Annotated in this window: 32 protein-coding genes; 10 read left to right on the top strand and 22 right to left on the bottom strand. The window is 71.9% G+C overall.

Annotation, left to right across the window (positions count from 1 at the left end; genetic code table 11):
- Positions 1-28: 28 nt before the first annotated feature.
- From AC1DPN_RS18170 to AC1DPN_RS18160, 3 genes are all read right to left on the bottom strand, one after another.
- The gene (locus tag AC1DPN_RS18170) at positions 29-349 is read right to left on the bottom strand and encodes an ArsR/SmtB family transcription factor (RefSeq protein WP_477086176.1); all 321 of its coding nucleotides are present in this window, start codon (positions 347-349) and stop codon (positions 29-31) included.
- Positions 346-828 carry an SRPBCC domain-containing protein gene (locus AC1DPN_RS18165; RefSeq protein ID WP_477086175.1) on the bottom strand — a complete coding sequence of 161 codons (483 nt, stop codon included), beginning with the start codon at positions 826-828 and terminating at the stop codon, positions 346-348. The genes AC1DPN_RS18170 and AC1DPN_RS18165 overlap by 4 nt, the downstream gene beginning before the upstream one ends.
- An 81-nt stretch (positions 829-909) precedes the next feature.
- Positions 910-1,458: a CGNR zinc finger domain-containing protein gene (locus tag AC1DPN_RS18160; protein ID WP_477086174.1), complete on the bottom strand. Its 549-nt coding sequence runs from the start codon at positions 1,456-1,458 to the stop codon at positions 910-912.
- A 71-nt stretch (positions 1,459-1,529) separates the two neighbouring features.
- On the opposite strand from AC1DPN_RS18160, the gene AC1DPN_RS18155 reads away from it, so the two are divergent.
- From AC1DPN_RS18155 to AC1DPN_RS18140, 4 genes are read left to right on the top strand one after another with little or no spacing between them, the layout of a single operon-like run.
- Positions 1,530-2,483, top strand: a complete 954-nt coding sequence (locus AC1DPN_RS18155; protein WP_477086173.1) for an EamA family transporter — start codon at positions 1,530-1,532, stop codon at positions 2,481-2,483.
- 47 nt (positions 2,484-2,530) lie between these two features.
- Positions 2,531-3,034 (top strand): FBP domain-containing protein, encoded by a 504-nt coding sequence (locus AC1DPN_RS18150; RefSeq protein ID WP_477086172.1) that lies wholly within the window; start codon positions 2,531-2,533, stop codon positions 3,032-3,034.
- Between the two features lie 2 nt (positions 3,035-3,036).
- Positions 3,037-4,068, top strand: coding sequence for a DUF4037 domain-containing protein (locus AC1DPN_RS18145; RefSeq protein ID WP_477086171.1), 1,032 nt, complete (start codon positions 3,037-3,039; stop codon positions 4,066-4,068).
- Between the two features lie 31 nt (positions 4,069-4,099).
- A complete protein-coding gene (locus AC1DPN_RS18140) occupies positions 4,100-4,702 on the top strand; it encodes a dihydrofolate reductase family protein (protein WP_477086170.1) in 603 nt (200 codons plus the stop codon).
- Positions 4,703-4,705: 3 nt separating this feature from the next.
- Here the strand turns inward: AC1DPN_RS18140 and AC1DPN_RS18135 are convergent, their stop codons facing one another.
- The 3 genes from AC1DPN_RS18135 to AC1DPN_RS18125 form a co-directional block, all read right to left on the bottom strand.
- Positions 4,706-5,845 carry a peptidoglycan-binding domain-containing protein gene (locus AC1DPN_RS18135; protein WP_477086169.1) on the bottom strand — a complete coding sequence of 380 codons (1,140 nt, stop codon included), beginning with the start codon at positions 5,843-5,845 and terminating at the stop codon, positions 4,706-4,708.
- 123 nt (positions 5,846-5,968) lie between these two features.
- Positions 5,969-6,730 (bottom strand): DinB family protein, encoded by a 762-nt coding sequence (locus tag AC1DPN_RS18130; RefSeq protein WP_477086168.1) that lies wholly within the window; start codon positions 6,728-6,730, stop codon positions 5,969-5,971.
- A 30-nt stretch (positions 6,731-6,760) separates the two neighbouring features.
- Positions 6,761-6,946, bottom strand: coding sequence for a hypothetical protein (locus tag AC1DPN_RS18125; RefSeq protein ID WP_477086167.1), 186 nt, complete (start codon positions 6,944-6,946; stop codon positions 6,761-6,763).
- Between the two features lie 112 nt (positions 6,947-7,058).
- On the opposite strand from AC1DPN_RS18125, the gene AC1DPN_RS18120 reads away from it, so the two are divergent.
- Positions 7,059-7,601, top strand: coding sequence for an NINE protein (locus AC1DPN_RS18120; protein ID WP_477086166.1), 543 nt, complete (start codon positions 7,059-7,061; stop codon positions 7,599-7,601).
- A 5-nt stretch (positions 7,602-7,606) separates the two neighbouring features.
- Here the strand turns inward: AC1DPN_RS18120 and AC1DPN_RS18115 are convergent, their stop codons facing one another.
- The 6 genes from AC1DPN_RS18115 to AC1DPN_RS18090 all read right to left on the bottom strand — a co-directional run bounded on the left by AC1DPN_RS18115 (position 7,607) and on the right by AC1DPN_RS18090 (position 12,752).
- Positions 7,607-8,809 carry a hypothetical protein gene (locus tag AC1DPN_RS18115; protein ID WP_477086165.1) on the bottom strand — a complete coding sequence of 401 codons (1,203 nt, stop codon included), beginning with the start codon at positions 8,807-8,809 and terminating at the stop codon, positions 7,607-7,609.
- A gap of 42 nt (positions 8,810-8,851) precedes the next feature.
- Positions 8,852-9,325, bottom strand: coding sequence for a GNAT family N-acetyltransferase (locus AC1DPN_RS18110; RefSeq protein ID WP_477086179.1), 474 nt, complete (start codon positions 9,323-9,325; stop codon positions 8,852-8,854).
- Entirely contained in the window at positions 9,325-9,720 is a 396-nt protein-coding gene (locus tag AC1DPN_RS18105) for an SRPBCC family protein (protein WP_477086164.1), read from the bottom strand. Before AC1DPN_RS18105 ends, AC1DPN_RS18110 begins: the two co-directional genes overlap by 1 nt.
- Positions 9,721-9,751: 31 nt before the next feature.
- The gene (locus AC1DPN_RS18100; protein ID WP_477086163.1) at positions 9,752-11,350 is read right to left on the bottom strand and encodes an FAD-dependent oxidoreductase; all 1,599 of its coding nucleotides are present in this window, start codon (positions 11,348-11,350) and stop codon (positions 9,752-9,754) included.
- A 72-nt stretch (positions 11,351-11,422) separates the two neighbouring features.
- Complete coding sequence (locus AC1DPN_RS18095; protein ID WP_477086162.1) at positions 11,423-12,262, bottom strand: PIG-L deacetylase family protein; 840 nt, start codon at positions 12,260-12,262, stop codon at positions 11,423-11,425.
- An 88-nt stretch (positions 12,263-12,350) separates the two neighbouring features.
- Positions 12,351-12,752, bottom strand: coding sequence for a DUF4406 domain-containing protein (locus AC1DPN_RS18090; RefSeq protein ID WP_477086161.1), 402 nt, complete (start codon positions 12,750-12,752; stop codon positions 12,351-12,353).
- Between the two features lie 48 nt (positions 12,753-12,800).
- Here AC1DPN_RS18090 and AC1DPN_RS18085 point away from each other — a divergent pair, with 48 nt between their 5' ends.
- Positions 12,801-13,556 (top strand): DeoR/GlpR family DNA-binding transcription regulator, encoded by a 756-nt coding sequence (locus AC1DPN_RS18085; protein ID WP_477086160.1) that lies wholly within the window; start codon positions 12,801-12,803, stop codon positions 13,554-13,556.
- Positions 13,557-13,617: 61 nt separating this feature from the next.
- On the top strand, positions 13,618-13,827 hold the full coding sequence (locus tag AC1DPN_RS18080; protein ID WP_477086159.1) for a hypothetical protein: 210 nt from the start codon (positions 13,618-13,620) through the stop codon (positions 13,825-13,827).
- Between the two features lie 11 nt (positions 13,828-13,838).
- Here the strand turns inward: AC1DPN_RS18080 and AC1DPN_RS18075 are convergent, their stop codons facing one another.
- From AC1DPN_RS18075 to AC1DPN_RS18060, 4 genes are read right to left on the bottom strand one after another with little or no spacing between them, the layout of a single operon-like run.
- Positions 13,839-14,042 (bottom strand): DUF2510 domain-containing protein, encoded by a 204-nt coding sequence (locus tag AC1DPN_RS18075; RefSeq protein ID WP_477086158.1) that lies wholly within the window; start codon positions 14,040-14,042, stop codon positions 13,839-13,841.
- A gap of 50 nt (positions 14,043-14,092) precedes the next feature.
- Positions 14,093-14,431: a cupin domain-containing protein gene (locus AC1DPN_RS18070; protein ID WP_477086157.1), complete on the bottom strand. Its 339-nt coding sequence runs from the start codon at positions 14,429-14,431 to the stop codon at positions 14,093-14,095.
- A gap of 12 nt (positions 14,432-14,443) precedes the next feature.
- Positions 14,444-15,037 carry a VanZ family protein gene (locus AC1DPN_RS18065; RefSeq protein WP_477086156.1) on the bottom strand — a complete coding sequence of 198 codons (594 nt, stop codon included), beginning with the start codon at positions 15,035-15,037 and terminating at the stop codon, positions 14,444-14,446.
- Entirely contained in the window at positions 15,034-15,705 is a 672-nt protein-coding gene (locus tag AC1DPN_RS18060) for a M15 family metallopeptidase (protein ID WP_477086155.1), read from the bottom strand. Before AC1DPN_RS18060 ends, AC1DPN_RS18065 begins: the two co-directional genes overlap by 4 nt.
- Before the next feature lie 87 nt (positions 15,706-15,792).
- Here AC1DPN_RS18060 and AC1DPN_RS18055 point away from each other — a divergent pair, with 87 nt between their 5' ends.
- A complete protein-coding gene (locus AC1DPN_RS18055) occupies positions 15,793-16,467 on the top strand; it encodes a response regulator transcription factor (RefSeq protein WP_477086154.1) in 675 nt (224 codons plus the stop codon).
- On the top strand, positions 16,460-17,560 hold the full coding sequence (locus AC1DPN_RS18050; protein WP_477086153.1) for a sensor histidine kinase: 1,101 nt from the start codon (positions 16,460-16,462) through the stop codon (positions 17,558-17,560). Before AC1DPN_RS18055 ends, AC1DPN_RS18050 begins: the two co-directional genes overlap by 8 nt.
- A gap of 91 nt (positions 17,561-17,651) precedes the next feature.
- Here AC1DPN_RS18050 and AC1DPN_RS18045 read toward each other — a convergent pair whose 3' ends face one another.
- The 6 genes from AC1DPN_RS18045 to AC1DPN_RS18020 all read right to left on the bottom strand — a co-directional run bounded on the left by AC1DPN_RS18045 (position 17,652) and on the right by AC1DPN_RS18020 (position 21,735).
- Positions 17,652-18,110, bottom strand: a complete 459-nt coding sequence (locus AC1DPN_RS18045) for a Rieske (2Fe-2S) protein (protein ID WP_477086152.1) — start codon at positions 18,108-18,110, stop codon at positions 17,652-17,654.
- A 1-nt stretch (position 18,111) separates the two neighbouring features.
- Positions 18,112-18,678 (bottom strand): DUF6529 family protein, encoded by a 567-nt coding sequence (locus AC1DPN_RS18040; protein WP_477086151.1) that lies wholly within the window; start codon positions 18,676-18,678, stop codon positions 18,112-18,114.
- Positions 18,679-18,724: 46 nt separating this feature from the next.
- Positions 18,725-19,105, bottom strand: a complete 381-nt coding sequence (locus AC1DPN_RS18035) for a VOC family protein (protein WP_477086150.1) — start codon at positions 19,103-19,105, stop codon at positions 18,725-18,727.
- A gap of 117 nt (positions 19,106-19,222) precedes the next feature.
- Positions 19,223-20,044, bottom strand: coding sequence for an alpha/beta hydrolase (locus tag AC1DPN_RS18030; RefSeq protein ID WP_477086149.1), 822 nt, complete (start codon positions 20,042-20,044; stop codon positions 19,223-19,225).
- Positions 20,045-20,075: 31 nt separating this feature from the next.
- Positions 20,076-20,870, bottom strand: a complete 795-nt coding sequence (locus tag AC1DPN_RS18025; RefSeq protein WP_477086148.1) for an oxidoreductase — start codon at positions 20,868-20,870, stop codon at positions 20,076-20,078.
- A gap of 10 nt (positions 20,871-20,880) precedes the next feature.
- A complete protein-coding gene (locus AC1DPN_RS18020; protein WP_477086147.1) occupies positions 20,881-21,735 on the bottom strand; it encodes a helix-turn-helix transcriptional regulator in 855 nt (284 codons plus the stop codon).
- A 118-nt stretch (positions 21,736-21,853) separates the two neighbouring features.
- On the opposite strand from AC1DPN_RS18020, the gene AC1DPN_RS18015 reads away from it, so the two are divergent.
- Positions 21,854-22,381 carry a hypothetical protein gene (locus AC1DPN_RS18015; RefSeq protein WP_477086146.1) on the top strand — a complete coding sequence of 176 codons (528 nt, stop codon included), beginning with the start codon at positions 21,854-21,856 and terminating at the stop codon, positions 22,379-22,381.

Below are 22,381 nucleotides of genomic sequence, written 5' to 3'. Positions count from 1 at the left end.
CGGTCTCGGCGCCGGGCGGTGGCTGCGGTCAGTCCTCGAGCGACTCCGCGATGCGTGCGATCGCCGACAGGCGGCGGTCCCACTCCGCGCCGATCGCCTCGAGCGCGTGTGCCGTCTGGCTCAGGCGGGAGCCCAGGGCGCGGTAGCGGATCTCGCGGCCGACGCGCACGGGTTCGACCAGGCCCGCGTCCGAGAGCACGACCAGGTGCTTGGCGATCGCCTGCCGGGTTACCGGGAAGACCGTCGCCAGCCCGGACGCCGACCGCTCGGAGCGGCCGAGCTCGATGAGGATCGCCCAGCGCGTGTCGTCCGCGAGCGCGGCGAACACCGGGACCAGGGTCTCGCTCATGACGAGCCCTCGAGGTAGGCGACGAGCTCGTCCAGCTCGTCGGTCCAGCCCTGACGGTTCGAGTTCATCGCGTCGATCGGGTCGCGTCCGAGCAGCCCGAACCCGGACTCGACGACGGACAGGATGGTCGCCTCTCCGTCGGCGACGAGGGTGAAGCGGACCTGCGTGGAGTTCTCCGGGGTGAGGTTCGCGGCCTCACCCTGCGCGGGCGCCGGTGGAGTGCCCCACGTGAACGCGAAGGCGACGGGCTCGTCGTACTCGTCGATCCGGACCGGGAACTCGCCGTACCCCTCGAACCCGAACACACCCTCGCCACCCACCCGCAGGTCAGGCAGGTACGCCTTGTTGCCGAGCCATTCGGTGATGAGGTCCGACGTCGTGAGCGCAGCCCAGACACGGGCCGGCGCCGCCTTGATGTGGACCGTGCGGGAGACGGTGAAGTTCTCGGTGTCGACGACTGCGGCGGGCTGCTGGCTCATGGCGGTCCTCTTGCTTCGAGGGATCTTGTGCAATTCAACAGTTGCACGACGGTTGCGTCTTGCGCAACCTGCCGGCTGCAGTCAGGAGGTGCTGCGTCGCGCCCGGTAGGCCGCGACGTGCGCGCGGTTGCCGCAGCCGTTGACGTCGCAGAACCGGCGCGAGCGGTTGCGTGAGACGTCGATCAGGACCGCGTCGCAGTCGTCGGCCTCGCACAGGCTCAGCCGGTCGTACTCGTCACCGCGCACGACGTCGATGATCGCCATCGCGGTCTCGACGAGGATGACGGTGCCGAAGGGGGCGTCGGGCGCCGTGCCGTGCACGTGCCAGTCGATGTCCCCGTGCCGGACGAGCGTCGGGACAGCACCGCCCTCCGCCAGCAGGGCGTTGAGCAGGGCCGGTGCGCCGTCGCGGTCGAGGTCCCAGAAGGCGCCGATCCGGTCTCGGGCGGCCCGCACGGCCGCGAGCTCGGCCGCGTCCCCGTCGTGCCGCGTCGTGTAGCTCCACCGCGTGTAGAAGTCAGCGACGTCGTCGATCGTCGCCATGGCGTCGTGACCGTCGCGGCGCCGGGCCGTGTTGACCAGCTCAGCCGCTGCACTGAGGTTCGCCACGGTGTCAGGTGCAAAAACCACTTTGACTCCTGTCGGTGGGCGGCGCTACTGTCACGAGCGTACCCACCTTTGACTCATGACAGGACGACGTGATGGCGACCACGAACAACCGTTCGCTCGGCGTCGTCGCCGGCCTCGTCGCAGCGGCCGCCTTCGCGACGAGTGGTCCTGTCGTCAAGCCGCTGCTGCAGGCCGGCTGGTCACCCGGCGCTGCGATCCTCGTCCGGCTCTCCGTGGCTGCGGTCCTGCTGGCCGGCCCCGCGGCATGGGCTCTGCGCGGGAAGTGGCACGTGCTGCGCGACGAGTGGCGGGTCGTCGTCGGCTTCGGCGTCCTCGGCGTCGCCACCGCGTCGACCATGTACTTCCTCGCGGTCGACCGGTTGCCAGTCGCCGTCGCACTGCTCATCGAGTACACCGGACCGCTCCTGCTCGTCGGCTGGCGCTGGGCTCGAGAACGTCAGGCTCCCACCCGTGCCACGCTCGCAGGCGCGGCACTCGCGACCGGCGGGCTCGTCCTCGTGCTCGACCTCACCGGGTCGTTGCAGCTCGACCCCCTCGGGTTGCTGTTCGCCCTGACGGCAGCCGTCGGGAACGCCGCCTACTTCGCCTTCACGGGCCGACCGACCGAGCTCCCGCCGATCAGCCTCGCCGGAGCCGGCATGGCGGTCGGCGCCGCGACCGTCGCCCTCGCGGCGGCGGTAGGCGTGCTCCCGCTGGCCGCCCCAGACGTGACCGTCGACCTGCTCGGAGCGAAGGTCAGCTGGGTCGTCCCGCTGCTCGTGGTCGCCGTCGTCCCGACCGCGCTCGCCTACGGCATCAGCGCGGCCTCGGTGAGGATGCTCGGCGAGCGGCTCGCGTCCTTCCTCGCCCTGAGCGAGGTGCTGATCTCCGTCCTGCTGGCGTGGGCGCTGGTCGGCGAAGCCCCCCTGCCCGTGCAGCTGGCCGGCATGGTGCTCGTGGTCGCGGGCATCGCCCTGGTCCGCGGCGGGACCGATGCGCCCGAGCTCCCGATCGTCGTCGAGCATCCGGAACCGGTCCGGGCCTAGGAATCCAGGTGGACGTCCGGGCGGCGGGCGACGGATCATCGATCACCATGCTCCCCCTGACCGAGCCCCAGATCCGCGCGTCCTTCGTCAACTGCTCGCGCGGCGAGGCGTCCAAGCTGACCCTGCCCGCCGACCTCGACGAGACCCGCTGGGACCGCCTCGACTACTACGGCTGGATCGACCGCAAGGCACCGCTGCGCTCGTACGTCGTCGTGCCCGTCGACGACACGCTGGTCGGCATCGCCCTGCGGGCCCCGGAGGATGCCGCGAAGCGCAAGCGTGCCGTCTGCGCGTGGTGCGAGGACGTCTACGCCACCGACGAGGTCTCGCTCTACGTCGCCCGCCGCGCAGGGGCGTCCGGCCGCAACGGCGACACCCTCGGCACCCTGATCTGCACGACGTTCGGGTGCTCGCGCAACGTCCGCCGGATCCCGCGCATCGTCGAGGCCGGCGACGACCCCGAAGGCCTGGTGCTGCGGCGCATCGAGGGGCTGCGCGAACGCTCGGTGCGGTTCGCCGAGGAGGTCCTGCGCGGGCCGTCGGCTCCCTAGGCATGGTCGGCTCGGGAGCGGATCTGGCGCAGGACTACTACCGGTCGGTCGTGCGGCCGCTCGTCCACGCACGATGGCCGGGGCTGCCGCACGCCGCGGCCCGGCTCGGCGGCGGGTCGGACGTGCTGGGGTTCGACGACGAGGTCTCCCGCGACCACGACTGGGGTCTGCGGCTCGACCTGTTCGTCGAAGAGGACCTCGTGCCCGCCGTGGACGAGCACCTCCACGACAAGCTGCCGGCGACGTTCGCCGGTCACCGGACCCGCTTCGCGACGACCTGGGACGCCTCCGACCACCACCGCGTGAACGTCACCACGGTCGCCGCCTTCTCCCGCGCGCGGCTCGGGTTCGACGCGACGACCCCCCTCGGGCACGTCGAGTGGCTCTCACTGACTGGTCAGGCGGCGCTCGAGGTCACCGCCGGGCCTGTCTTCGAGGACACCGACGGGGGCCTGTCCGTCGTGCGTGAGCGGCTGAGCCGCCAGCCGGACGACGTCTGGCGCTACGCCGTCGCGACCGACTGGGTGCGGCTCCGCGAGGAGCTCCCGTTCGTCGCGCGGGCCGGCGCCGGCGGGGACGACCTGGGCTCACGGCTCGTCGCGGCCCGGCTCGTGCGCGTTCTCGCTCACCTCGGCTACCTGCTGGAACGACGCTGGCCGCCCTACGCCAAGTGGTTCGGGCGAGGGTTCCTGGACCTGCCGTCCTCGGGTGCTGCCGGCCCATGGCTGCTGCGTGCGCTCAGAGCCGAGGGGTGGCAGGAGCGTGAGGGCGCGCTCTGCACCGCCGCCGAGACGCTGCACACCGTCCAGCGCGAGGTCGGGCTGCCCGTCGTCGACGCGGCCGTGGTCCCGTTCTTCGAGCGCGGCTCGCGCGGTATCGCCCTGGTGCCGGAAGCGGTGACCCGCAGCATCGCCGACGACGCCGTGCGCGCACTGCCGCCAGGTGTCGGGACCGTCGAGCAGTGGGTCGACGACGTGAGCGTGCTCATGAGTCCCGAGCGCAGGCTGCGGGCGGCCCGCTCGATGTTCGGGTAGCGCCCGAGCACCACGCGCGTAGCGTCGTCGTGTGGCTGTGATCCTCGACATCACCATCTCGCTCGACGGCTTCGTGACGGCCCCGAACGCCGGCCCGGACAACGGTCTGGGCGACGACGGTCTCCCCCTGCACGCGTGGGCGGTCGGCGATCGCACCCCTGAGGATGTGGAGGTGCTCGCCACGGCTGCGGCCGGGACGGGCGCCGTCGTGATGGGACGCAACACGTTCGACGTGGTCGACGGACCCCACGGGTGGAACGACGACAGGCACTACGGCGCGGACCAGGGCGACGCCGATGCGCCGCCGCCGTGCTTCGTCGTGACGCACGAGGCGCCGGAGCACGTGCGGCTCACCGACCGGATGACGATCGTCACCACGGGTCTGCGCGAGGCGATCGACCAGGCGGTCACGGCGGCCGGCGACAAGCCCGTCGTCATCATGGGTGGCGGCTCGGTCGGCGGTCAGGCGTTGCGCGACGGGCTCGTCGACCGGCTGCATCTCCACGTCGCGCCGCTCCTGCTCGGCGCCGGCACACCGCTGTTCGGGGGATCCCGCACCGAGCTGCGTCTCGACGAGTCAGCCACGGTGATCACCCCGAACGCGGCGCACCTGTTCTACGACGTGGTCCGCTGAGCGTCAGCCCTCTGTCGCGGACTCCTCCGGGGTCGGCTCCGGCTCCGGCTCGGCCTGCGCCTCGGCGAGGGCCGCCTGGAACGCCGCGAGCGTCGCCGCGTCGACCGCACCCGTGACCGGTACGCCCAGTGCCTCCTGCGCGGCACCCAGAGCCGCCGTCAGCTCGGGCGACCACAGTCCGTCGATCGGGCCGTCCCAGTAGCCGGCGAGCTTGAGGGTCTGCTGGAGGGCGGCCGTCGACACGAGCGACGCCGACGCGGCGGCACCTCCGGCGGCCTCGAGCTGCGCGCGCAGCGCCGCCTCGGTCGCCTTGTCGACGGTACCGGTCTGGGGCAGGTCGTTCGCGGCCTGGAGCGCGACGACCGCGGCGACGGTCTGCGGTCCGTACAACCCGTCGCCCTGGCCCGTGTAGTAGCCGGCCGCCGCGAGCTGCTGCTGGAGCGCCAGCGTGTAGGCGCTGATCGACGCAGCCGCCTCGACCTGAGCCTCGTCGGTCAGGCAGCCGGACTGGGCGAACAGCTGGATCCAGGACATCTCGAGCGCTACCACGGCGGCGTTGAACTGCTCGGACGCCTGCACGAGAGGGGTGTCCTTCGTGATGCCGTCCTGCGCTGTGGCGAAGTCGGTCTCCGCCTGCTTGACGCGGGCGACCGTGGCATCCGGCAGCAGCGGTGTCGGGCTCGGGACCGGGGTCGCTTCCGGCGCCGGCGGGGCACCGCTCGAGGCGGACGCCTCGACGGCGGCGAGCGCGGCTTGGGCATCGGCGAGGTCCTGCTGCGCCGTGTGGAGCGCCTCCCGGGTACTCACGACCTCGTCCGCGGCGTCCTGGGTCTCCTGGCTCGGGTCCTTCAGGTCCGCGCCGGCGGTCTGCACGTCGCCGACGGTGACCGCGGTCTGGTGCAGCACGTCGCCGTAGCGGTCCAGCGCGGTGATGTACCCCGAGCTGGCGTCGCAGAAGCCTGCCTGAGCGTCGGTCGCGGCGGTCTGTGCGTCCTCGAGCGCCGCCTCCGCCTTGGTCACGTTCGCCTGGGCGACGGTGAGCGCGGAGTCTCCTTCGCCTGAGCAGGACGTCAGCACCAGGCTCGCAGCGACCGCGAGAACCCCCACCCAGCGCACCCGCACCATCGACTTGTGGACGCTCATCGGAGCCCCTCCCCTTCGCACTGCGTCGACCTGCACGATCGGGCGCTCGGCATAGGGTCCGGTCCCGGTGCTGAATCTAGGCGAAACGACACGATCGGGGCACGCACCGACGCGTGTCTGGGCTCAGCCTTCTGCGGACCGTCCTTCGAGAATGCCCAGGTCACGCTCGGCGTACTGGCGGTGCCACCACTCCTCGTTGAGCACGACCTGCAAGCACGTGCGCGGAGTCAGCACCGCGCCTTCGGCAGGCCACCCAGGCCCGACGAGCGGGTCGCCCGGGACGTCGAGCTGCTCGTCGGTGATGCCGTCGATCACGCCACGGACGATCGCCATCGCCCCGAGCCGCAGCGCCAGCGCCACCTCGAGAGGCGGGCGGTCGTCGCGGCCGTGCGGAAGTCCCTCGAGGTGGCTCGTCGGGTCCCACGGCAACGACAACGGCTGCCACGGGCTCGGGTCCCGCCGGATGCCCCGGCCGACCCACGCCTGCGACCCGAAAGCGAGGTGCCGGAGGGTCTGGATGAAAGACCACTCCTCGTCGACGGACTCGTGCAGCCGTTCCTCGGGCAGCCGCCGCGCGCGGTCCACGGTCTGCGCCCACAACCGCTCGTTCACATCCCACGCGGACCGCAGCCCGTCGGCGTCGGCCGGTCGGAACAGGGGACGCTCGGGGTGCCTGCGGTCGAGCTCCGCCTCCACGAACGCTGCCACCTCGACGCCGTTCACGACGAGGCTCTTCACCTCACCGTCGATCGTCGCGCGTGAGAACTCGACGTCGCGCATGGCGACCCCGTGGAACGCGACCGACCGGAACGTGGCGTCGGAGAGGTCGACATCGGTGAACCGGGCGCCGCTGAGGTCCTGGTTCTCGAACTCGGTACCCGTCATGCGCGTCACGCTAGGACGAGGGTCCGACAGTCAGCTGTAGACGGACTTCAGCAGCTCGTACACCAGGACCCCGGGCCAGATCAGCGCCTTGGGGATCGCGAGCACGAAGAGCCAGAAGGTGTCGGCCTGCTGGAAGTAGTAGACGGCCGCGCCGATGAAGCCGAAGCCGTAGACCACACCGCCGCTCGCGCCGCCGGCGGACGAGCTCTTCGTCATGTCGCTCCCTCGAGACGTGGCGGCCAACGCGCCGCCCACGTCACGGTCCACCGTGCGCACCCAGCCGGTCAAGTAGACGAAGACGACACGGGCCTGTCGGGTTTACGCTCGCATGACCGACCTCGCCGACCCCGCGGGAGCCCCCGTGACCGAACTTCTGGACCGTCCCGCGGATCTCGACGACGCCTTCGAGCGCCCGGTCGTGACCCGGTTGCCGCCGAGGCCGGCGGTCGACCCGGTCGCGCCGCTGTCGGCAGCGACGCGGTACCCGCTCGGCCCGGTCCCCGACGTGCAGGACGACGTTCCCGCGCCCCGCAGGGCCCGCTCGGCCCGCCCCGCTCGGCCCCGTCTTGTCTGGTACCGCTCGCGCGTGACCGCCGGGCTGCTCGGCGTGTTCCTCGGGGGCCTCGGTGTGCACCGCATGTACCTCGGCTACTGGCGTCGCGGCCTCGTCATGCTGGCGATCTTCGTGATCGGCGGCTTCTTCACGTTCGGGCTGGCTGCTGTGGTCATGGCCGTGTGCGGCTTCTTCGAGGGGCTGCTCTACCTGTCGGTGCGCCGCGGCCGGTACTCCCTCGACGCGCGCGGCCGGCCGCTGCGGCACTCCGGCCAGATCACGATCGCGCCGCCCAGCCCGACGGCGGACCGGACCTAGCGGCGTCAGGCCGTCGGGTCGAGCTGCGCCTGCAGCGCGTTCAGGTCCGTGACCAGTCCTTCGACGCGGATGCGCTCGGCCGCCGCGGCCGCCTCGGCGGCGGTGATCGTCACATCACGTGCGGGCATCGCGGCGTCGTCGCGTGCGAGCAGCGAGGCCGCGAGCGCAAGGGTGTCCTCGGCGGGCGCCATCGGCAGGTCCGTGCCGTCCCACCACGTCCAGGACAGACGCAACCGTGCGCGCTGGCCGGCTGAGAGCACCGCCACCTCGGCGACCTTGGCCTGGTACGTCGTGCGGTAGTGCTCGCGGGACGCGATGTCGGCGGTCAGCTGCGCGCGGTCCTGCCCGTTCCTCGACTCGGCGTCGACGAGGGCCTGCGACGCCGTCGTGATGGTCCCGGCCATCTCGTCGAGAAGCGCGCTCAGACCCGTGTACACCGCGACGAGCGCGGCGCGGTCGGCGACGAACCGGGCGTAGACCTGCTCGACCTGCGGGTCGAGCGCGCCGATCTGGGTACCGAGGTAGGCGAACAGCTCGGTCGGCCGGTTCTCCGGGTGAGCCCCGACCGAGCCCGTGATCTGCGTGTAGATCTCGTCGTCGGCGGGGATGGTCGCGAGCCCGGCCTCGAGCAGGGGCGTCACGGCGTCCTGCTCGGCGGGCGTGAGCCGCTCCCACGCCGCGTGCAGGGTCTCGTGCGCGGCCGTCGTCACGGCCTGTGCCCCGATGCGCGGGTCGGCCGGGCGGTAGACCACGATCGTCTCCGCGCCCGGGTGGTAGCAGCCGACCGTGTGGCCGCCCTCCAGCCCACCGGCGTCCGCGCAGCGCCCGGCGAACGCGGTCGCGTCGAGGATCTCGGGACGGGCGCCGTAGAAGATCGTGCGGCCCTCGTCGGACAGGTGCGCGGCGTCCGCGAGCGCGACGACCTCGGCGGTCGGGGCCGGGACCGCCGGAGACCCCTGCACCTGCTGCAACGCGTCGGAGAGCCGCTCGACCGGAGCACCCCCTGTGAACCACCAGGCGGAGCCGAGCGTCACGACGAGGACGAGGACGAGCCAGACGCCGCGGCTTCGCCGGCGGCGTACGGGCTCGGGTGCCGGCGGGGTCCACCACGGGTCCGGGTCGACCAGGACCCCGGCGCGCTCGTCCGCCCACCACTGCGGGACCCGCCCGCTAGGGGTACGCGGCAGGTCGTCCGGCGGGAGGCTCACCTTCGGACTATCGGTCACTGCGCGCGCCCTCTGGAGCGAAGCTCACAGCCCGGATCCGACCTCGTACCGGTAGAACGCGCTGCTCGGGTCGATCCGGTAGTCCGCGAACGGCGGGCAGGCGACGAAGCCGGCCCGCTCGTAGAGGCGTCGGGCCGGCGCGAAGTAGTCCTGCGTCCCGGTCTCGAGGTGGACCGACGCGTACCCGCGCGCCGCCGCCTCGTCGAGCACGTGCGCGAGCAGTGCCGTGCCGACCCCGTGGCCCCGCGCCGCCATCGCGGTCCGCATCGACTTGAGCTCGCCGTCCGTGGGGTCGAGCTGCTTGAGCGCGACGCAGCCGAGCAGCCGGCCGTCGTCGGCGCGCGCGGACCAGAAGGTGATGCCCACCGAGCTGAGTGCCGACGGGTCGAGCGCGTGCACCGACTCGGCGGGAGAGGTCGCGTACATGTCCGAGAGGTGCTCGCCGAGCAGCGCCAGGACGTCGGGGTTGTGCGGGTCGTCGGCGGCGATCGTCACGATCACGCCTCGAGCACCTGCTTGAGCCGGGCGAGGTCCGCGGTCACCAGCCCGGCGTCGCGCTCGAGCTCGTCGTCCGTCATCCCCGGCGCCCGGCGCAACGTGAAGACCACCTCGCAGCCGTCGCCGTCGGCGATCGCACGCATCGGGACGTGCACCTGGTCGCCCGTCGGGGTGGTGACGTCGTGGTCGAGCACTCCGAACGCGTTCTGCGCGGCGAACTGCACCTGTGCCCGGCCCTCCGGCGTCTCGACGAACCAGCTGTCACCCTCGTGCACGATCCCGCCGCCCAGTCCCGCAGCCCACCGCGGAAGGTTAGCCGGGTCGGAGGCGAAGGCGTACACCTCGGACACCGGACGGTCGATGTGCGCGCTCAGGTGCAGGGAGTCAGTCGTCACGCGGCGATCGTGCCACGAGCGGGCGACACGCTCAGGGCAGCGCCAGGAACTGGTGGACGAACGCGATCGCCATGCCGCCCTCGCCGACCCCGGCCGCCACGCGCTTGACCGAGCCCGAGCGCACGTCGCCCGCCGCGAAGATGCCGGGCGCCGACGTCTCGAGCGCGAACGGGTCACGCTCCCGTGTCCACGCGTCCCTCGCGTCCGGTCCCGTCAGGACGTAGCCGTTGTGGTCGCGTGCCACCTCGTCCGGGAGCCACGAGGTCACCGCGTCGGCGCCGATCATCACGAACAGGATCTCCGTCTCGCGCTCGTCGACCTGGCCCGTGCGCCGGTCGGCGACCTCGATCCGCTCGAGGACGTCCTGGCCGTGCAGCGCGACCACCTCGGACCTCGTCTCGACGCGGATGCGCCGGTTCGAGGCGATCTGCTCGATGAGGTACGTCGACATGCTCGCCTCGAGCGACGCGCCGCGGACGACGAGCGTCACGGATCCGGCGTACCGCGAGAAGAACAGGGCGGCCTGACCCGCGGAGTTGCCAGCCCCGATGATGACGATGTCCTTGCCGTGCGCGAGGCCCGCGTCGCTACGGGCAGCCCCGTAGTAGACGCCCTTGCCGACGAACCGGTCGATGGCCTCGATCGCGAGGTGCCGCCACTCGACGCCCGAGGTCAGGATGACGACCCGGGCACCGACCCGCGCACCGTCGTCGAGGGTGAGCGCACCTTCGCGGGTGTCGAGGCTGGTGATCGACCGGGTCACCACGATCTCGGCGCCCAGGCGCTTGGCCTGGCGCAGCGCCTTGGCGGCGAGCTCGTCGCCCGAGACGCCGAACGGGAATCCGGTGTAGTTCTCGATGCGCGTCGACGTCCCCGCCTGGCCGCCCGGCGCGAACTTCTCGACGACGAGCGTGCGGAGCCCCTCGGCAGCGCCGTTGACCGCGGCGGTCAGCCCGGTCGGCCCGCCGCCGACGATCACCACGTCGTACTCGTCGTGCTCCGGCATCACGGACAGCCCGCCCGCGAGCGCGATCTCGCGCATCGTCGGGTCGACCAGCCGGCGTCCGTCAGCGAGCTCGACGACGGGGCTCACGTGGTCGGACACGTTCTTGGTGTCGAACGAGACGCGGTTGCGGTGCAGGAAGGTCCGGATGTCGTGCACCCGCGGGTCCACCAGCGGGCCGATCACGACCATGTCGGGCGTCCGCTTCTCGGCGGCCAGCTCCTTGAGGCCCTCCATCCGGCCCTGGGCCAGGGCGCCCACCGCTGCGACGACCTGCGGGGCGGTCGCAGCCAGCGCGAAGAACGTCCCGACGTCCACCCGAAGGACGCGTGACGGCTCCACCGCCGCGCAGCTCGCCGGCATGTTCATGCTGAGCATCACCGGCACCTCGCCGTACAGCTCGCCCGGTCCGCGCGGGCCGATCACGCGCTCCTCGCCGTTGACGTTCTTGGTGAGCTCGACCGAGCCCTCGACGACGACGAACAGCGCGCGCTCGTCGCCCTCGTGCACCACGAACTCACCCGGCAGCAGCTGGATGTCCTCGACCTCCTTGGCCAGGAAGTCGAGCTGCTCCGGCGTGAGGTCGGCGAACAGCGGGATGGCGACGAGCTCGTCGGGACGGATCACGTGGCCCTCTTCGTCGTGCGGGTCCGGTCGACGACATCGTCGCACCCGGTGCCCGCCCGCGGTCCGGGTCGGCTACAGCTCGTCGAACACGTCGCTGAGCATCGGCGTCCGAGGACCGGGAGGCCACGCGATCGCGTACCACTCGATGCCCACGTTGCGCCGCCACAGGTCCTCGGACGCCTCGGGGTGGAACAGCACGTGCCGCTGGCTCCGGTGCTGCGTCAGCCCGGCGACGATCGTCCCGGCGACCGACCGCGCGTCGACGGTGATGCCGAGCAGCTCGTCGGGAAAGCCGCGCAGGTGGTAGACCTTCGTCGGGTCCCACAAGGGCAGGTCGTGCCGCGCACGCGACGCCTGCATCCGCTCGAACGGCGACTGCGGGATGCCCGCGTGCAGGAGTCGCCGCAGCCCCGGTCCGCCGTCGCGACGCACCCGTCCGAACGCCTCGCTCGTGGCGCGGCCGATGACGACGTGGTCCGGGTGGCCCGTGACGCCGTCGGGCCCGAAGGTGACGACGACGGTCGGGCGTTCGGCGTCGAGGAACGCGGACACCGTGTCGACGAGCTCCGAGAAGGGCACCTCGGTCAGGCCACCGTCGGGGAGGCCCAGGAAGTCGTGCCTGGCGGGCTCGGGGCCGACCGTCTCCCAGCCACTGCGGGACTCTCCCCGACGCACCGCCGCGAGCGTCTCGGGCGTCGCCTCGACACCCGGGGCGATCTCACCGGCGTCGCCGTCCGTCGCGTGCAGGACGACGAGCCGGAAGGCCGGGTCGTCGCGGTGCAGCGCGACCGTCCCGTACACCGCGTACGCCTCGTCGTCGGGATGGGCGACGCACACCGCGAGCCCGTGCTCGGCACCCGGGCCGATGCAGGTGCCGGTGCCGGTGCCGGTGCCGGTGAGACCCTCATCCATGCGTTCACAGTGGCTGGGGGTCGCACGGACGGCAAGGGGGGCGACTACGACCTCTTGCGCCGCTCGCGTGCTTCCGACGGACGTGCGGTCAGCCGACTGAGGACGCGGCGCCCAGTCGCACTTCCGAGACGCCCGGCACCTCGTCGAGCGAGAAGTAGACCGGGATGCGACGCTCGCGCGCGATCGCGACGTCCTGGTCAGCACCGACCGAGTCACCCGGCAGACGCAGGACCGCGTCGCACCGGGCGAGGAGCCGCTCCGCGGTCGGGTACATGATGCGCGAGGCGATGGGGTCGGCGACGGAGCTGCCGCCGGCGCTCCGAAGTACCGGCAGCGCCACCCACTCACCGATCATCGGCGTGTGGCCGGCCTCGAACAGCGGCCAGGCCGCCTCCTCGAGCCGGGCCAGGTTGGCGTCGAGCTTGGCGGGGTCGTCGCCCGTTCCCGAGCGGTAGGGGCCGGCGATGAGGATGAGCATTGAGGTGGTCATGCCGCGATGGTAACGTGCAACAACGTGCAACAACAGTGAGGAATGCGAATGCTGGCCGCTGAACGACGCGACTTCCTGCTCGAACGCCTGGCGCGCGACGGCAAGCTGGTCGCCCGCGATCTCGCGGCAGAGCTGAACCTGTCGGAGGACAGCGTCCGGCGTGACCTGCGCGAGCTCTCGGCCGCCGGCCTGGTGCAGCGCGTCTACGGCGGAGCGCTGCCCGTGTCACCCGCAGTCGGCGATCTCTCGGTGCGCGGAGGCCTCTCGGTCGCCGCGAAGGAGCGGATCGCGCGCGTCGCGGTCGAGCTGATCCAGCCCGGGTCCACCGTCATCCTCGATGGCGGCACGACCACGCTCGCGGTCTGCGCCGCGCTACCGGCTGACCTCGAAGCGACCGTCGTCACGCACAGCCCGACCGTCGCCTCCGCACTCATCCCGCACGCCCGGATCGACGTCGTGCTCATCGGCGGCCGTCTGTTCCGGCACTCCGGCGTCGCGATGGGCGCCGCGGCTGCGGAGTCGGCGCAGGGCGTCTCGGCTGACCTGTTCCTGCTCGGGGTGACCGGTGTCCACGCAGATGCCGGACTCACCACGGGCGACGCCGACGAGGCGGCGATGAAGCGCCTGCTCGCGGGCCGGGCAGGCGAGACCTGGGTGCTCGCGAGCAGCGAGAAGGTGGGTGCGGCCTCGCCGTTCCGCGTCGTGCCGCTGCCATCGGTTGCTGGAGTGATCACCGACGCCGAGTCGGACTCTCCAGCGATCGCGGCACTCGTCCAGCGCGGCGTGACCGTCCTGCACGCCTGAGACGAAGGCGTGCATTCATCGCCGGACAGCGGCGGGCCGAGAACTGCTGAACACTCGGGAGATGACGACGACCTGGGTACGTGTGATCGGCGGGGCGCTGCTGTTTCTCGTCGGACTGGTCTGGGTGCTGCAGGGGTCGGGCGTGACGGGGGCCACCGGGGGCATGAACGGTCGGGCGGAGTGGACGCTCATCGGCATGGTCGTCGCGGTCCTGGGCCTGGTGCTGCTCGCGGGCGGGATCAGGAGGCTGCGCGCGGCGAACCGTCGCTGAGACGGCCGAGGTCAGAGCGCCGTGAGCGTGACGGAGAGCGGGATGTTGATCGAACCCGGGGCCGGGGGCGGCGTCCTGGGCGACTTCTCCAGGTAGACGACGCCGGGGTTGTCGAGGTCGACCAGGTAGCCGGTCCACGCGGTGCCGTCCCAGTAGCGCAGGCGCGCACTGTTCGCTGGATCGGGGAACCAGTCGGCGGCTGCAGCGGTGCTCACCAGTGCACCGTACGCCTGTGCCGTCGCGGCAGGTGAGTGTCCCGCGGACCTCAGCCGTGCGACGACCGACCGATCCCGGTCACGGTGGTCAGGATGAACACGCTGTCCTCGACGGCGTGCACCGAGTGCCGATCGTGCGTGAGGACCCACAGGTTCCCCGTGCTCGCCTCGACGTCGCCCTCGGGGGACTCGACGCGTACCCGCCCGCGCCAGACCTGGAGCGTCGCAGCGTTCGGCGAGTTGTGCTCGCCGAGGCTCGAACCCGCCGTCAGCGCGATCACCGTCTGGCGCAGCTCGCCGTCGTGGGCGACGATCCCGGCGGACCTGCCGTACTGGTCCGCCCGCGCGGCGTCGAGGTGGTGGTCGGCGAGCTCGGCGATGTCGATCAATGGACCCTCCAGCTACGACGGTGGTGCTCCGAGACTAGACGGGGCCTCGCGCGGCACCAGCCCGTGGATGCCTCCGCCACCACCCCCGGGCGCGTAGCGCATCGGGGAGGCGACGACGAGCCCGCTCGCGAGCAGGGCCAGCACCGTCCCGATCGAGCAGACCCCGGCCATGACCGTCGTCGTGCTGGCCGGGAGCCTGCGCCGCGCCAGGGCGAGCAGGCCGATCCCGACCAGACCCCCGGCGGTGTTGACGACGACGTCGGTGACATCCGAGCTGCCGACGGCCAGGACGTACTGGGCGACCTCCAGGCCCAGGCTCGCGCACGCGACCACGCCCGTGGCCTTCCACCACGGCCAGGACGGAGCCAGCAGACCGAGGTAGAGGCCGAAGGGCACGAAGAGCACCGCGTTCACCGCCACCTCGGCAGGTGCGCTGGCGCCCGCGTCGGCGGTGGAGACGAACGGGACGAGCTTGAGCACCCGCTGGGCGTCCACGCCGAGCCACGGGACCTCGAGCTTCCACAGCACGATCCACGCGAGCAGCACGAGGTAGACGACGAACAGCACGACCAGGAGGTTCGTGGACGAGACGCGCGTGCGGGTCACCCTCGCATCCGCGGGTCCTGCGTCGGGTCGTCGAACATGGTGGGGCAGCCCTCGTCGACCGCGTCGGGGCGCAGCTCGTAGTGCCACGACTCGTTGGCGTAGATCTGGCACAACCCGTACTGCGCTCCGTGCTCGGACAGCCACGTCGTGGCCGCCCACTGGCCGACGTCGATCGCGTCGCCCTGCACGTGCGGGGAGGTGTCCGGCGTCGCGACCCACCGGGCGGCCTCCTCGGCCGAGCCGTACTGGGCGATCGCATCCTGCAGCAGCTGCTCCTGGTACTGCGCCGAACGCCAGCCGCTGTTGACGAAGATCGTGACGTCGTCGGCGGCGGCGTCGGTCGCGGCCCGGCGGACGGCGGCGAGCAGGTCCGGGTCGAGGTGGGTCACGGCATGAACCGTGTCGTCGAAGACGGTCACCCCGCCGGGGACGCTGCCGTCCGCACCCAGGACGCGACCGTCGTCGACAGCCGGCGCTTCGAGCGGCGGGAGGCCACCGGACGTCGTGTCCTCGCGCACCAAGGTCGCGTCGGAGGTCGGCGCGAGCGACGACGCCACCGACGGCTGGTTGCCGAACCCGACGACCGCGGCCACGACGACTGCCACCGCGATCGCCAGGACGAGGACGGCGAAGCGGGGACTCAGGGAGGACCGTTCACTGAAGTGCATCCCCTCAGCGAACGCGGTCGCGTGTTGCGGTCGCGTATGCGGGTCTCGATATCCCGACGATATGTGGCCCCTCGTAGCATCGAGGACGTGCGCGCGCTGATCGTCGAGGACGAGCCCTACCTGGCAGAAGCCGTCCGCGACGGCCTGCGCCTCGAGGCGATCGCGGCCGACATCGCCGGTGACGGTGACGCCGCGCTGCACCTGCTGAGCGTCAACACGTACGACATCGCCGTCCTCGACCGGGACGTCCCCGGGCCGTCGGGCGACGAGATCGCCAGGCGCATCGTGGCCTCCGGCAGCGGCATGCCGATCCTCATGCTCACCGCCGCCGACCGACTCGACGACCTGGCCTCGGGGTTCGGGCTCGGTGCCGACGACTACCTCACCAAGCCGTTCGAGATGCGCGAGCTCGTGCTGCGGCTCCGAGCGCTCGACCGCAGGCGCGCCCACCACCGTCCGCCCGTGCGCGAGCTGGCGGGCCTGCGCCTGGACCCGTTCCGTCGCGAGGTCTACCGCGACGGCCGCTATGTCGCGCTCACCCGCAAGCAGTTCGCCGTCCTCGAGGTCCTCGTGGCCGCCGACGGTGGGGTCGTCAGCGCCGAACAGCTCCTCGAGCAGGCGTGGGACGAAAACGCCGACCCGTTCACCAACGCCGTGCGCATCACCGTCTCGGCCCTGCGCAAACGCCTCGGAGAGCCCTGGCTCATCGCCACAGTGCCAGGGGTCGGATACCGCATCGACACAGGACCCGATCATGGTTAGGGAGCCGGGGCCGAGCGTCCGCCTCAAGCTCACCGCGAGCTACGCGGCGTTCCTCATGGTCGCCGGCGTCCTGCTCCTCGCGGTGGTGTGGGTCTTCCTGCTGCGCTATGTACCCAACACCGAGAGCGTGGGCGTGGGCGTCCCCGGTCTTCCCGGTCGCCGCAGCCCGACCCAGGACGACCTCGTCCGCGCGTTCGCACCGAGAGCGGCGTGGGCTCTGGCGTTCCTGCTCGCGTTCGGCCTGCTCGGTGGCTGGCTCCTCGCCGGCCGCATGCTCGCGCCGCTCGCGCCGATCACGCATGCCACCCGCGAGGCCGCGAACGGGTCGCTCTCCCACCGCATCCGGCTCCCCGGCCCGGCCGACGAGTTCCGGGAGCTCGCCGACGCGTTCGACGCCATGCTCGAACAGCTGGAGGCGCACGTCGCCGAGCAGCGAAGGTTCGCGGCCAACGCCTCCCACGAGCTGCGCACCCCGCTCGCGATCTCGCAGGCGCTCCTGGACGTCGCCCGCAACGACCCGGAGCACGACACCGCCGAGCTCCTCGACCGCCTCCACGCCGTCAACTCGCGGGCGATCGACCTCACCGAGGCGCTGCTCCTGCTCAGCCGCGCCGACCAGCAGTCGTTCACCAGGGAGCGCGTCGACCTGTCCCTCCTCGCGGAGGAGGCGACCGAGACGCTCCTTCCGCTCGCCGAGAAGCGCGGGATCACCCTCGAGACCTCCGGTGACGTCGCGACGACCGTCGGGTCGCATGCACTGCTCCTGCAGCTGACGACGAACCTCGTGCACAACGCGATCGTGCACAACCTCCCCGCCGATGGAAGCGTCTGGGTCAGCACGTCGGCCCGGACCGGGTCCGTCATGCTCACCGTCGAGAACACCGGGGAGAAGCTTCCGCCGGGGCTCGTCTCGACGCTGACCGAGCCGTTCCAGCGCGGCTCCGAGCGCGTCCGGGTCGACCACGCGGGTGTCGGTCTGGGCCTGGCGATCGTCAAGAGCATCACCCGCGCACACGGCGGGCACCTGACGCTCGGGCCGCGGGCCGAGGGAGGGCTCTCCGTCAGAGTGACCCTGCCCGCTGCGCCGCCCTGACGTCAGGTGCGCAGCGCCGCCAGGAGAGCACCGGCGGTCGCCGCGGCGCCGGCGATCCACACCAGCGTCGGCAGCCGGTCCCAGAACGACTTCACGTGCGCACCACCTCGCCCTGGTCCGTGACCTCGACGTCGACGACCTTGAGCGGCTCGGTCGCCGGCCCCTGCACGACCTCGCCGGTCGCGGCGTCGAAGCCGCTGCCGTGGCAGGGGCAGCGGATCACGCCGTCGCGCACGCCGCCGACGAGGCAGCCCTGGTGCGTGCACACCGCCTCGAAGCAGTGGACGGTCGTGCCGTCGCGGGTCAGCACGACCTTCTCGTCCTTCAGCACCAGGCCACCGCCGTCGGGCACGTCGTCGACCGACGCCAAGGGGCCGGAGCCCTTTCCCGAGCTGTCGTCGGAACCGTCGGGGTAGTCGCTGCCGCCGGAGTCGTCGCTGCCGGGTGCCGGGCCGAGAGCGACGAAGCCGACGTAGCCCGCCGCCCCTGCCACGACCGCGACGCCGGCACCCTCGAGCACCGACCGGCGACTGACCTCGGACCCGGTCATGTCAGTAGCTCGCGTACCCGGACTGGCCGAAGAACCAGAAGGCGGAGCTGAACCACACGACCACGAGCACCCCGGCGAGCAGCCCGCCCAGCACGGGCACCGCGACGGACGGCAGCCCGGGCAGTCGCAGCGCGAGCATCTTCGCCGCGAACACGCCGTAGAAGACGCACCCGGCGACGGAGTGCACCAGCACACGGGTGGAGCTGTCCTCGAACCCGAGCGACCAGACGCAGTGGAACACGACGGGCAACGTGAGCAGGAACGCGACGACGCCGGTCCAGCGGTGCAGGCCGTTCACCCAGCCGGGTGGGTCGGAGACCCCGGGCAGCCGTCCCCACATCGCCAGGGCCGAGAGCACCTGCGCGACGACGAGCACGGTGGCGGCCGTGGTCAGCCACGCCTTCATCTGCAGCATCCCGCTGAACCCGAACGTGGTCAGCGCGGCGCCGTCGCCCGGGTGCACCTTCGCGTACGCCGCGAGCGCGGCCGCGACCGCGAGACCGACGGCGCCGAGCGCGGCCAGCCCCCACCGCGACGGCCGTTCGACCGTGCTCGCGCCGGTGCTCACCGGACGATCGTGCTCTTCGGGCGGCCCCGGCGCATAGCCCCAGGCGTCAGAGCGGGGCGAGCCTCGCCCTGAGCAGGCAGAACTCGTTCCCCTCGGGGTCGGCCAGGACGTGCCACGGCTCCTGGCCCGTCTGACCGATGTCGGCCCGTACCGCACCGAGGCCCAGGAGGCGCTCGAGCTCGGCGTCCTGGTCGCGGTCGGTGGCGTTGAGGTCGATGTGCAGCCGGGACTTCCCGGGCTCTGGCTCGTCCCTGCGGCTCAGGAAGATCGTCGGCTGCGAGCCGCCGAAGCCGTCGCGCGCCCCGATCTCCACCGAGCCGTCGTCCTCCCGGTCGAGCACGACGAAGTCGAGGACCTCGCACCAGAACCGCGCCAGCAGCTCCGGGTCGCGGCAACCGAGGACCAGCTCACCGATACGACACGCCATGGAACGACACCCTGCTCTCAGTCCGGGGAGCTGCCGGGGAGCCCGTGGGCTCCCCGGCAGACGACATTCCCGCGAACGTATCGGGCGACGTGACCAGGGGCGAGACGAAGACGAGGGTCAGCTCGCAGTGGCTTCCGCGACGCCGACCTTCTTCGACGCGAGCCACTCGAGGGCGACGTCCGCGACGTCCCGCCAGCCCGAGTCGATGGTCAGGGAGTGACCGCGACCCTCGAACTCGTGGTACTCGGTGATCGAGCCGGGGCTCTTCTCGTACATCTTGGCGACTTCGAGCGTGACAGCCTTCGGCACGGTGTGGTCCTCGCTGCCGGAGGTGAGCAGCAGCGGCCCCCGGACGGCCTCGTGCGTGTTGATCTTGGCCGGGGAGTGACGCGAGAAGTTTGCCGTGGCGTCCTCGAAGAGGGGGCGGCCCGGTCCGGGGATGGTCCACGCCTCGAACAGCGCGTCCGACTCCTCCTGCGAGATCGCGTTGCCGAAGCTGTAGCGGAACTGCTTGGCGGTGAGCGCGACGGTCCGCTTCTTGTTCGCGGGGTTGCCGAGCACCGGGAACCCCGACCGCAGCTGCGAGAACGGCAGGGTCTTGACGCCCTTGATCGGTGCGGGGTCGATCGCGACCGCTGCAATGGCCAGGTCGTTGGCGAGCAGCTCCTGCGCGATGAGGCCCCCGAACGAGTGGCCGATGACGATCGGCTTGGCTCCGAGCGTGTCGATGTGGTCGGCGTAGTGGTGACAGATCTGCTCGATGCCGACGTCGTCGAGGGCGTCCGCGGCGGCACGGGTCTCGGCGACGGTGTCCGCGTCACCGGGCCAACCGGGAGCGCTCGGCTCGTACCCGTTCTCGCGGAACAGGTCCAGCCACGGTGCCCACGCGGACGAGTGGATCCAGAGACCATGGATGAAGACGACAGGGGTACCCGACATGTTCGCTCCTTCAAAGGGGGTGGCGCGATGGTCAGAGCTGTTTGGTGAAGCCGCCGTCGATGAGGAAGTCGGCCCCGGTCACGTTGGCCGCGCGGTCGCTGGCCAGGAGCACGACGAGGTCGGCGACCTCCTCCGGCTCGGTGAAGCGGCCCGTGGAGAAGCCCCCGGCACCCTCGATGATCCGCTGGCGTGCCTCGTCGAAAGAGACGCCCATGCTCTTCGCGACCGTGGCCGCGACGCCGGTCTCGCCGAGCCAGAGCGGCGTCGATACGGGTCCGGGGCTGACGGTGTTGAAGCGCAGGCCCTGCGGTCCGAACTCCTTCGACAGGGACTTGGACAGGTTCCAGATCGCGGCCTTGGTGGCGGAGTAGTCGATCACCCCCGGATCGGGCAGGTACGCGTTGACGGAGCCGATCGTCACTACGTTGCCCCCGCCCCTGGCGATGAGCAGGGGGATCGCGGCGCGCGTCGTGCGGACGGCCGCCATCAGGGAGAGGTTCAGGGTCTGGTGCCAGTCGTCGTCACTGACGTCCAGGAAGCCCGTGGTGCGCGGGGTCACGGCGCCGACGTTGTTGACGACGATGTCGAGCCCGCCGAAGCGTTCCGACCGCGACACCAGCTCGGCCGGTGCGTCGGGGTCGGAAAGGTCGATGGCCACGGCCAGGACCTGGCCGGTGTCGGACAGTGCGACGAGCTCGTCCGTGATCGAGCGCGCTCCGGCGACGACGTTCGCGCCCTCGGCGACCAGCGCCCGTGTGACGGCCAGGCCGATGCCCTTGCTCGCCCCGGTGACTACCGCGACCTTGTTCGTCAGATGGAGGTCCACCTGCGTGACGCTAGTGCTCGCGCGGGAGTCGTTCGTGTCCCTGCTGACCCCACCCAGAACGGGCGAGCTCCTCCATCGCATCTGCGCTCGGGGATCCGGGCTCGGCGAAGTACAGGAAGATCGACTGCCCGCCGGTACCGACCAACGGCAGACGCAGATAGTTCAGTGTGAGCGCTCCCACGAGGGGGTGGTGGAGCTCATGGACACCGTCTCCCACGTTCACGACGTCCTGGCGCTCCCAGAACTCGCGGAACAGCGCGCTGCGGGCTGAGCCTTCCGCGACGATCGCGTCCAGCCGGGCATCACCGCTGCGACGCTCGGCCATGACGCGCAGCAGCGCGACGGACCGCGCCGCCAAGCCCTCCCAGTCCGTGTGAAAGGTCCGCTCGGAAGGCTCGTCGAACAACGACAGCACGCTGTTGACCCCGACCTGGAAGGTCGGGTTGAGCGCCCGGGCCAGGGCGTTCGACGCGAGCACGTCGACGTGGCGGCTGTGCACGACCGCCGCCTGGTTCACCCACGAGTCGATCAGCCATCGCGTCGCCTCGTGCACGACGCCGGCCCGGTCCTCGTCGTCAGCCGGGTCCGGGGGACGGGCGAGACCGTGCAGGTACGCCGTGGCGACGGCGTCGAGACGGAGCGCCCGGGCCAGAGCGTCCAGCACCTGCGCCGACGGGTGCGCGTCGCGTCCCTGCTCGAGCCGCAGGTAGTAGTTCGTGCTGACGCCCGCCAGGATCGCGACCTCCTCGCGCCGCAGCCCTGTGACCCGTCGCGGCCCGGAACCTGGCGCCAGGCCGACGTCCTCGGGCTGCAACCGCTGGCGGCGCGTCGTCAGGAAGGCGCCGAGCCGACGGTCTGCGGTCATGCCGCAGGCTAGCGCCCGGCCACGTGGCGACGGCAGCCCCTGGACGTCTGACCTGCACGTTTCGCCGGTTTCTCCCGGCCGATGGCAGAATTGCCTGTTTCCCGGGGAAAGGCGGAGTGTGAGCGGTCAGTCGGGTGCGCCCAGCGCAGTCTTCGTCGACCCCTCCGGGCGGCGTGGACGGACGGTCCGACGGATCACGTGGGCGCTCGGTGCGCTCATCGCGGGCTACGCCGTCCTGGTGGTCGTGGCGCTGGTGGTCCCCGTCGGGATGAACCGCCTCTCGGTCCCCGGTCTGGGCCCGCTCCTCCCCGGCCCGCGCGCTCCGCAGTTCCCCGACGCATCGGGCGACGACGCCCCTCTCGTGCCCACGCCCTCGTCGCCGTCGGCCACGCCGACGCCTTCTGAGTCGGCATCGGCCAGGGCGGCGGCGCGGTCCGTCGTCGCGACCCCGGCTCCCACGCCGACCACGATCCCGGGTGCCGTAGCCCCCTCCCCCTCGGCCACAGCCACCGCGTCCGCCGCACCCGGCTCGTCGGACGCGGCCCCCGGTCAGACCGTCGACCGGCCCGGCAACGCCCCGACCGCGAAGCCTGAGCCCGCGTCGACCCACGCCGCGACGCCGAATCCCCGACCGACCAAGGGGTGA

This window comes from Cellulomonas sp. P4_H4, from assembly GCF_056400865.1.
This window is presented reverse-complemented; position numbering and strand designations above follow the sequence as displayed.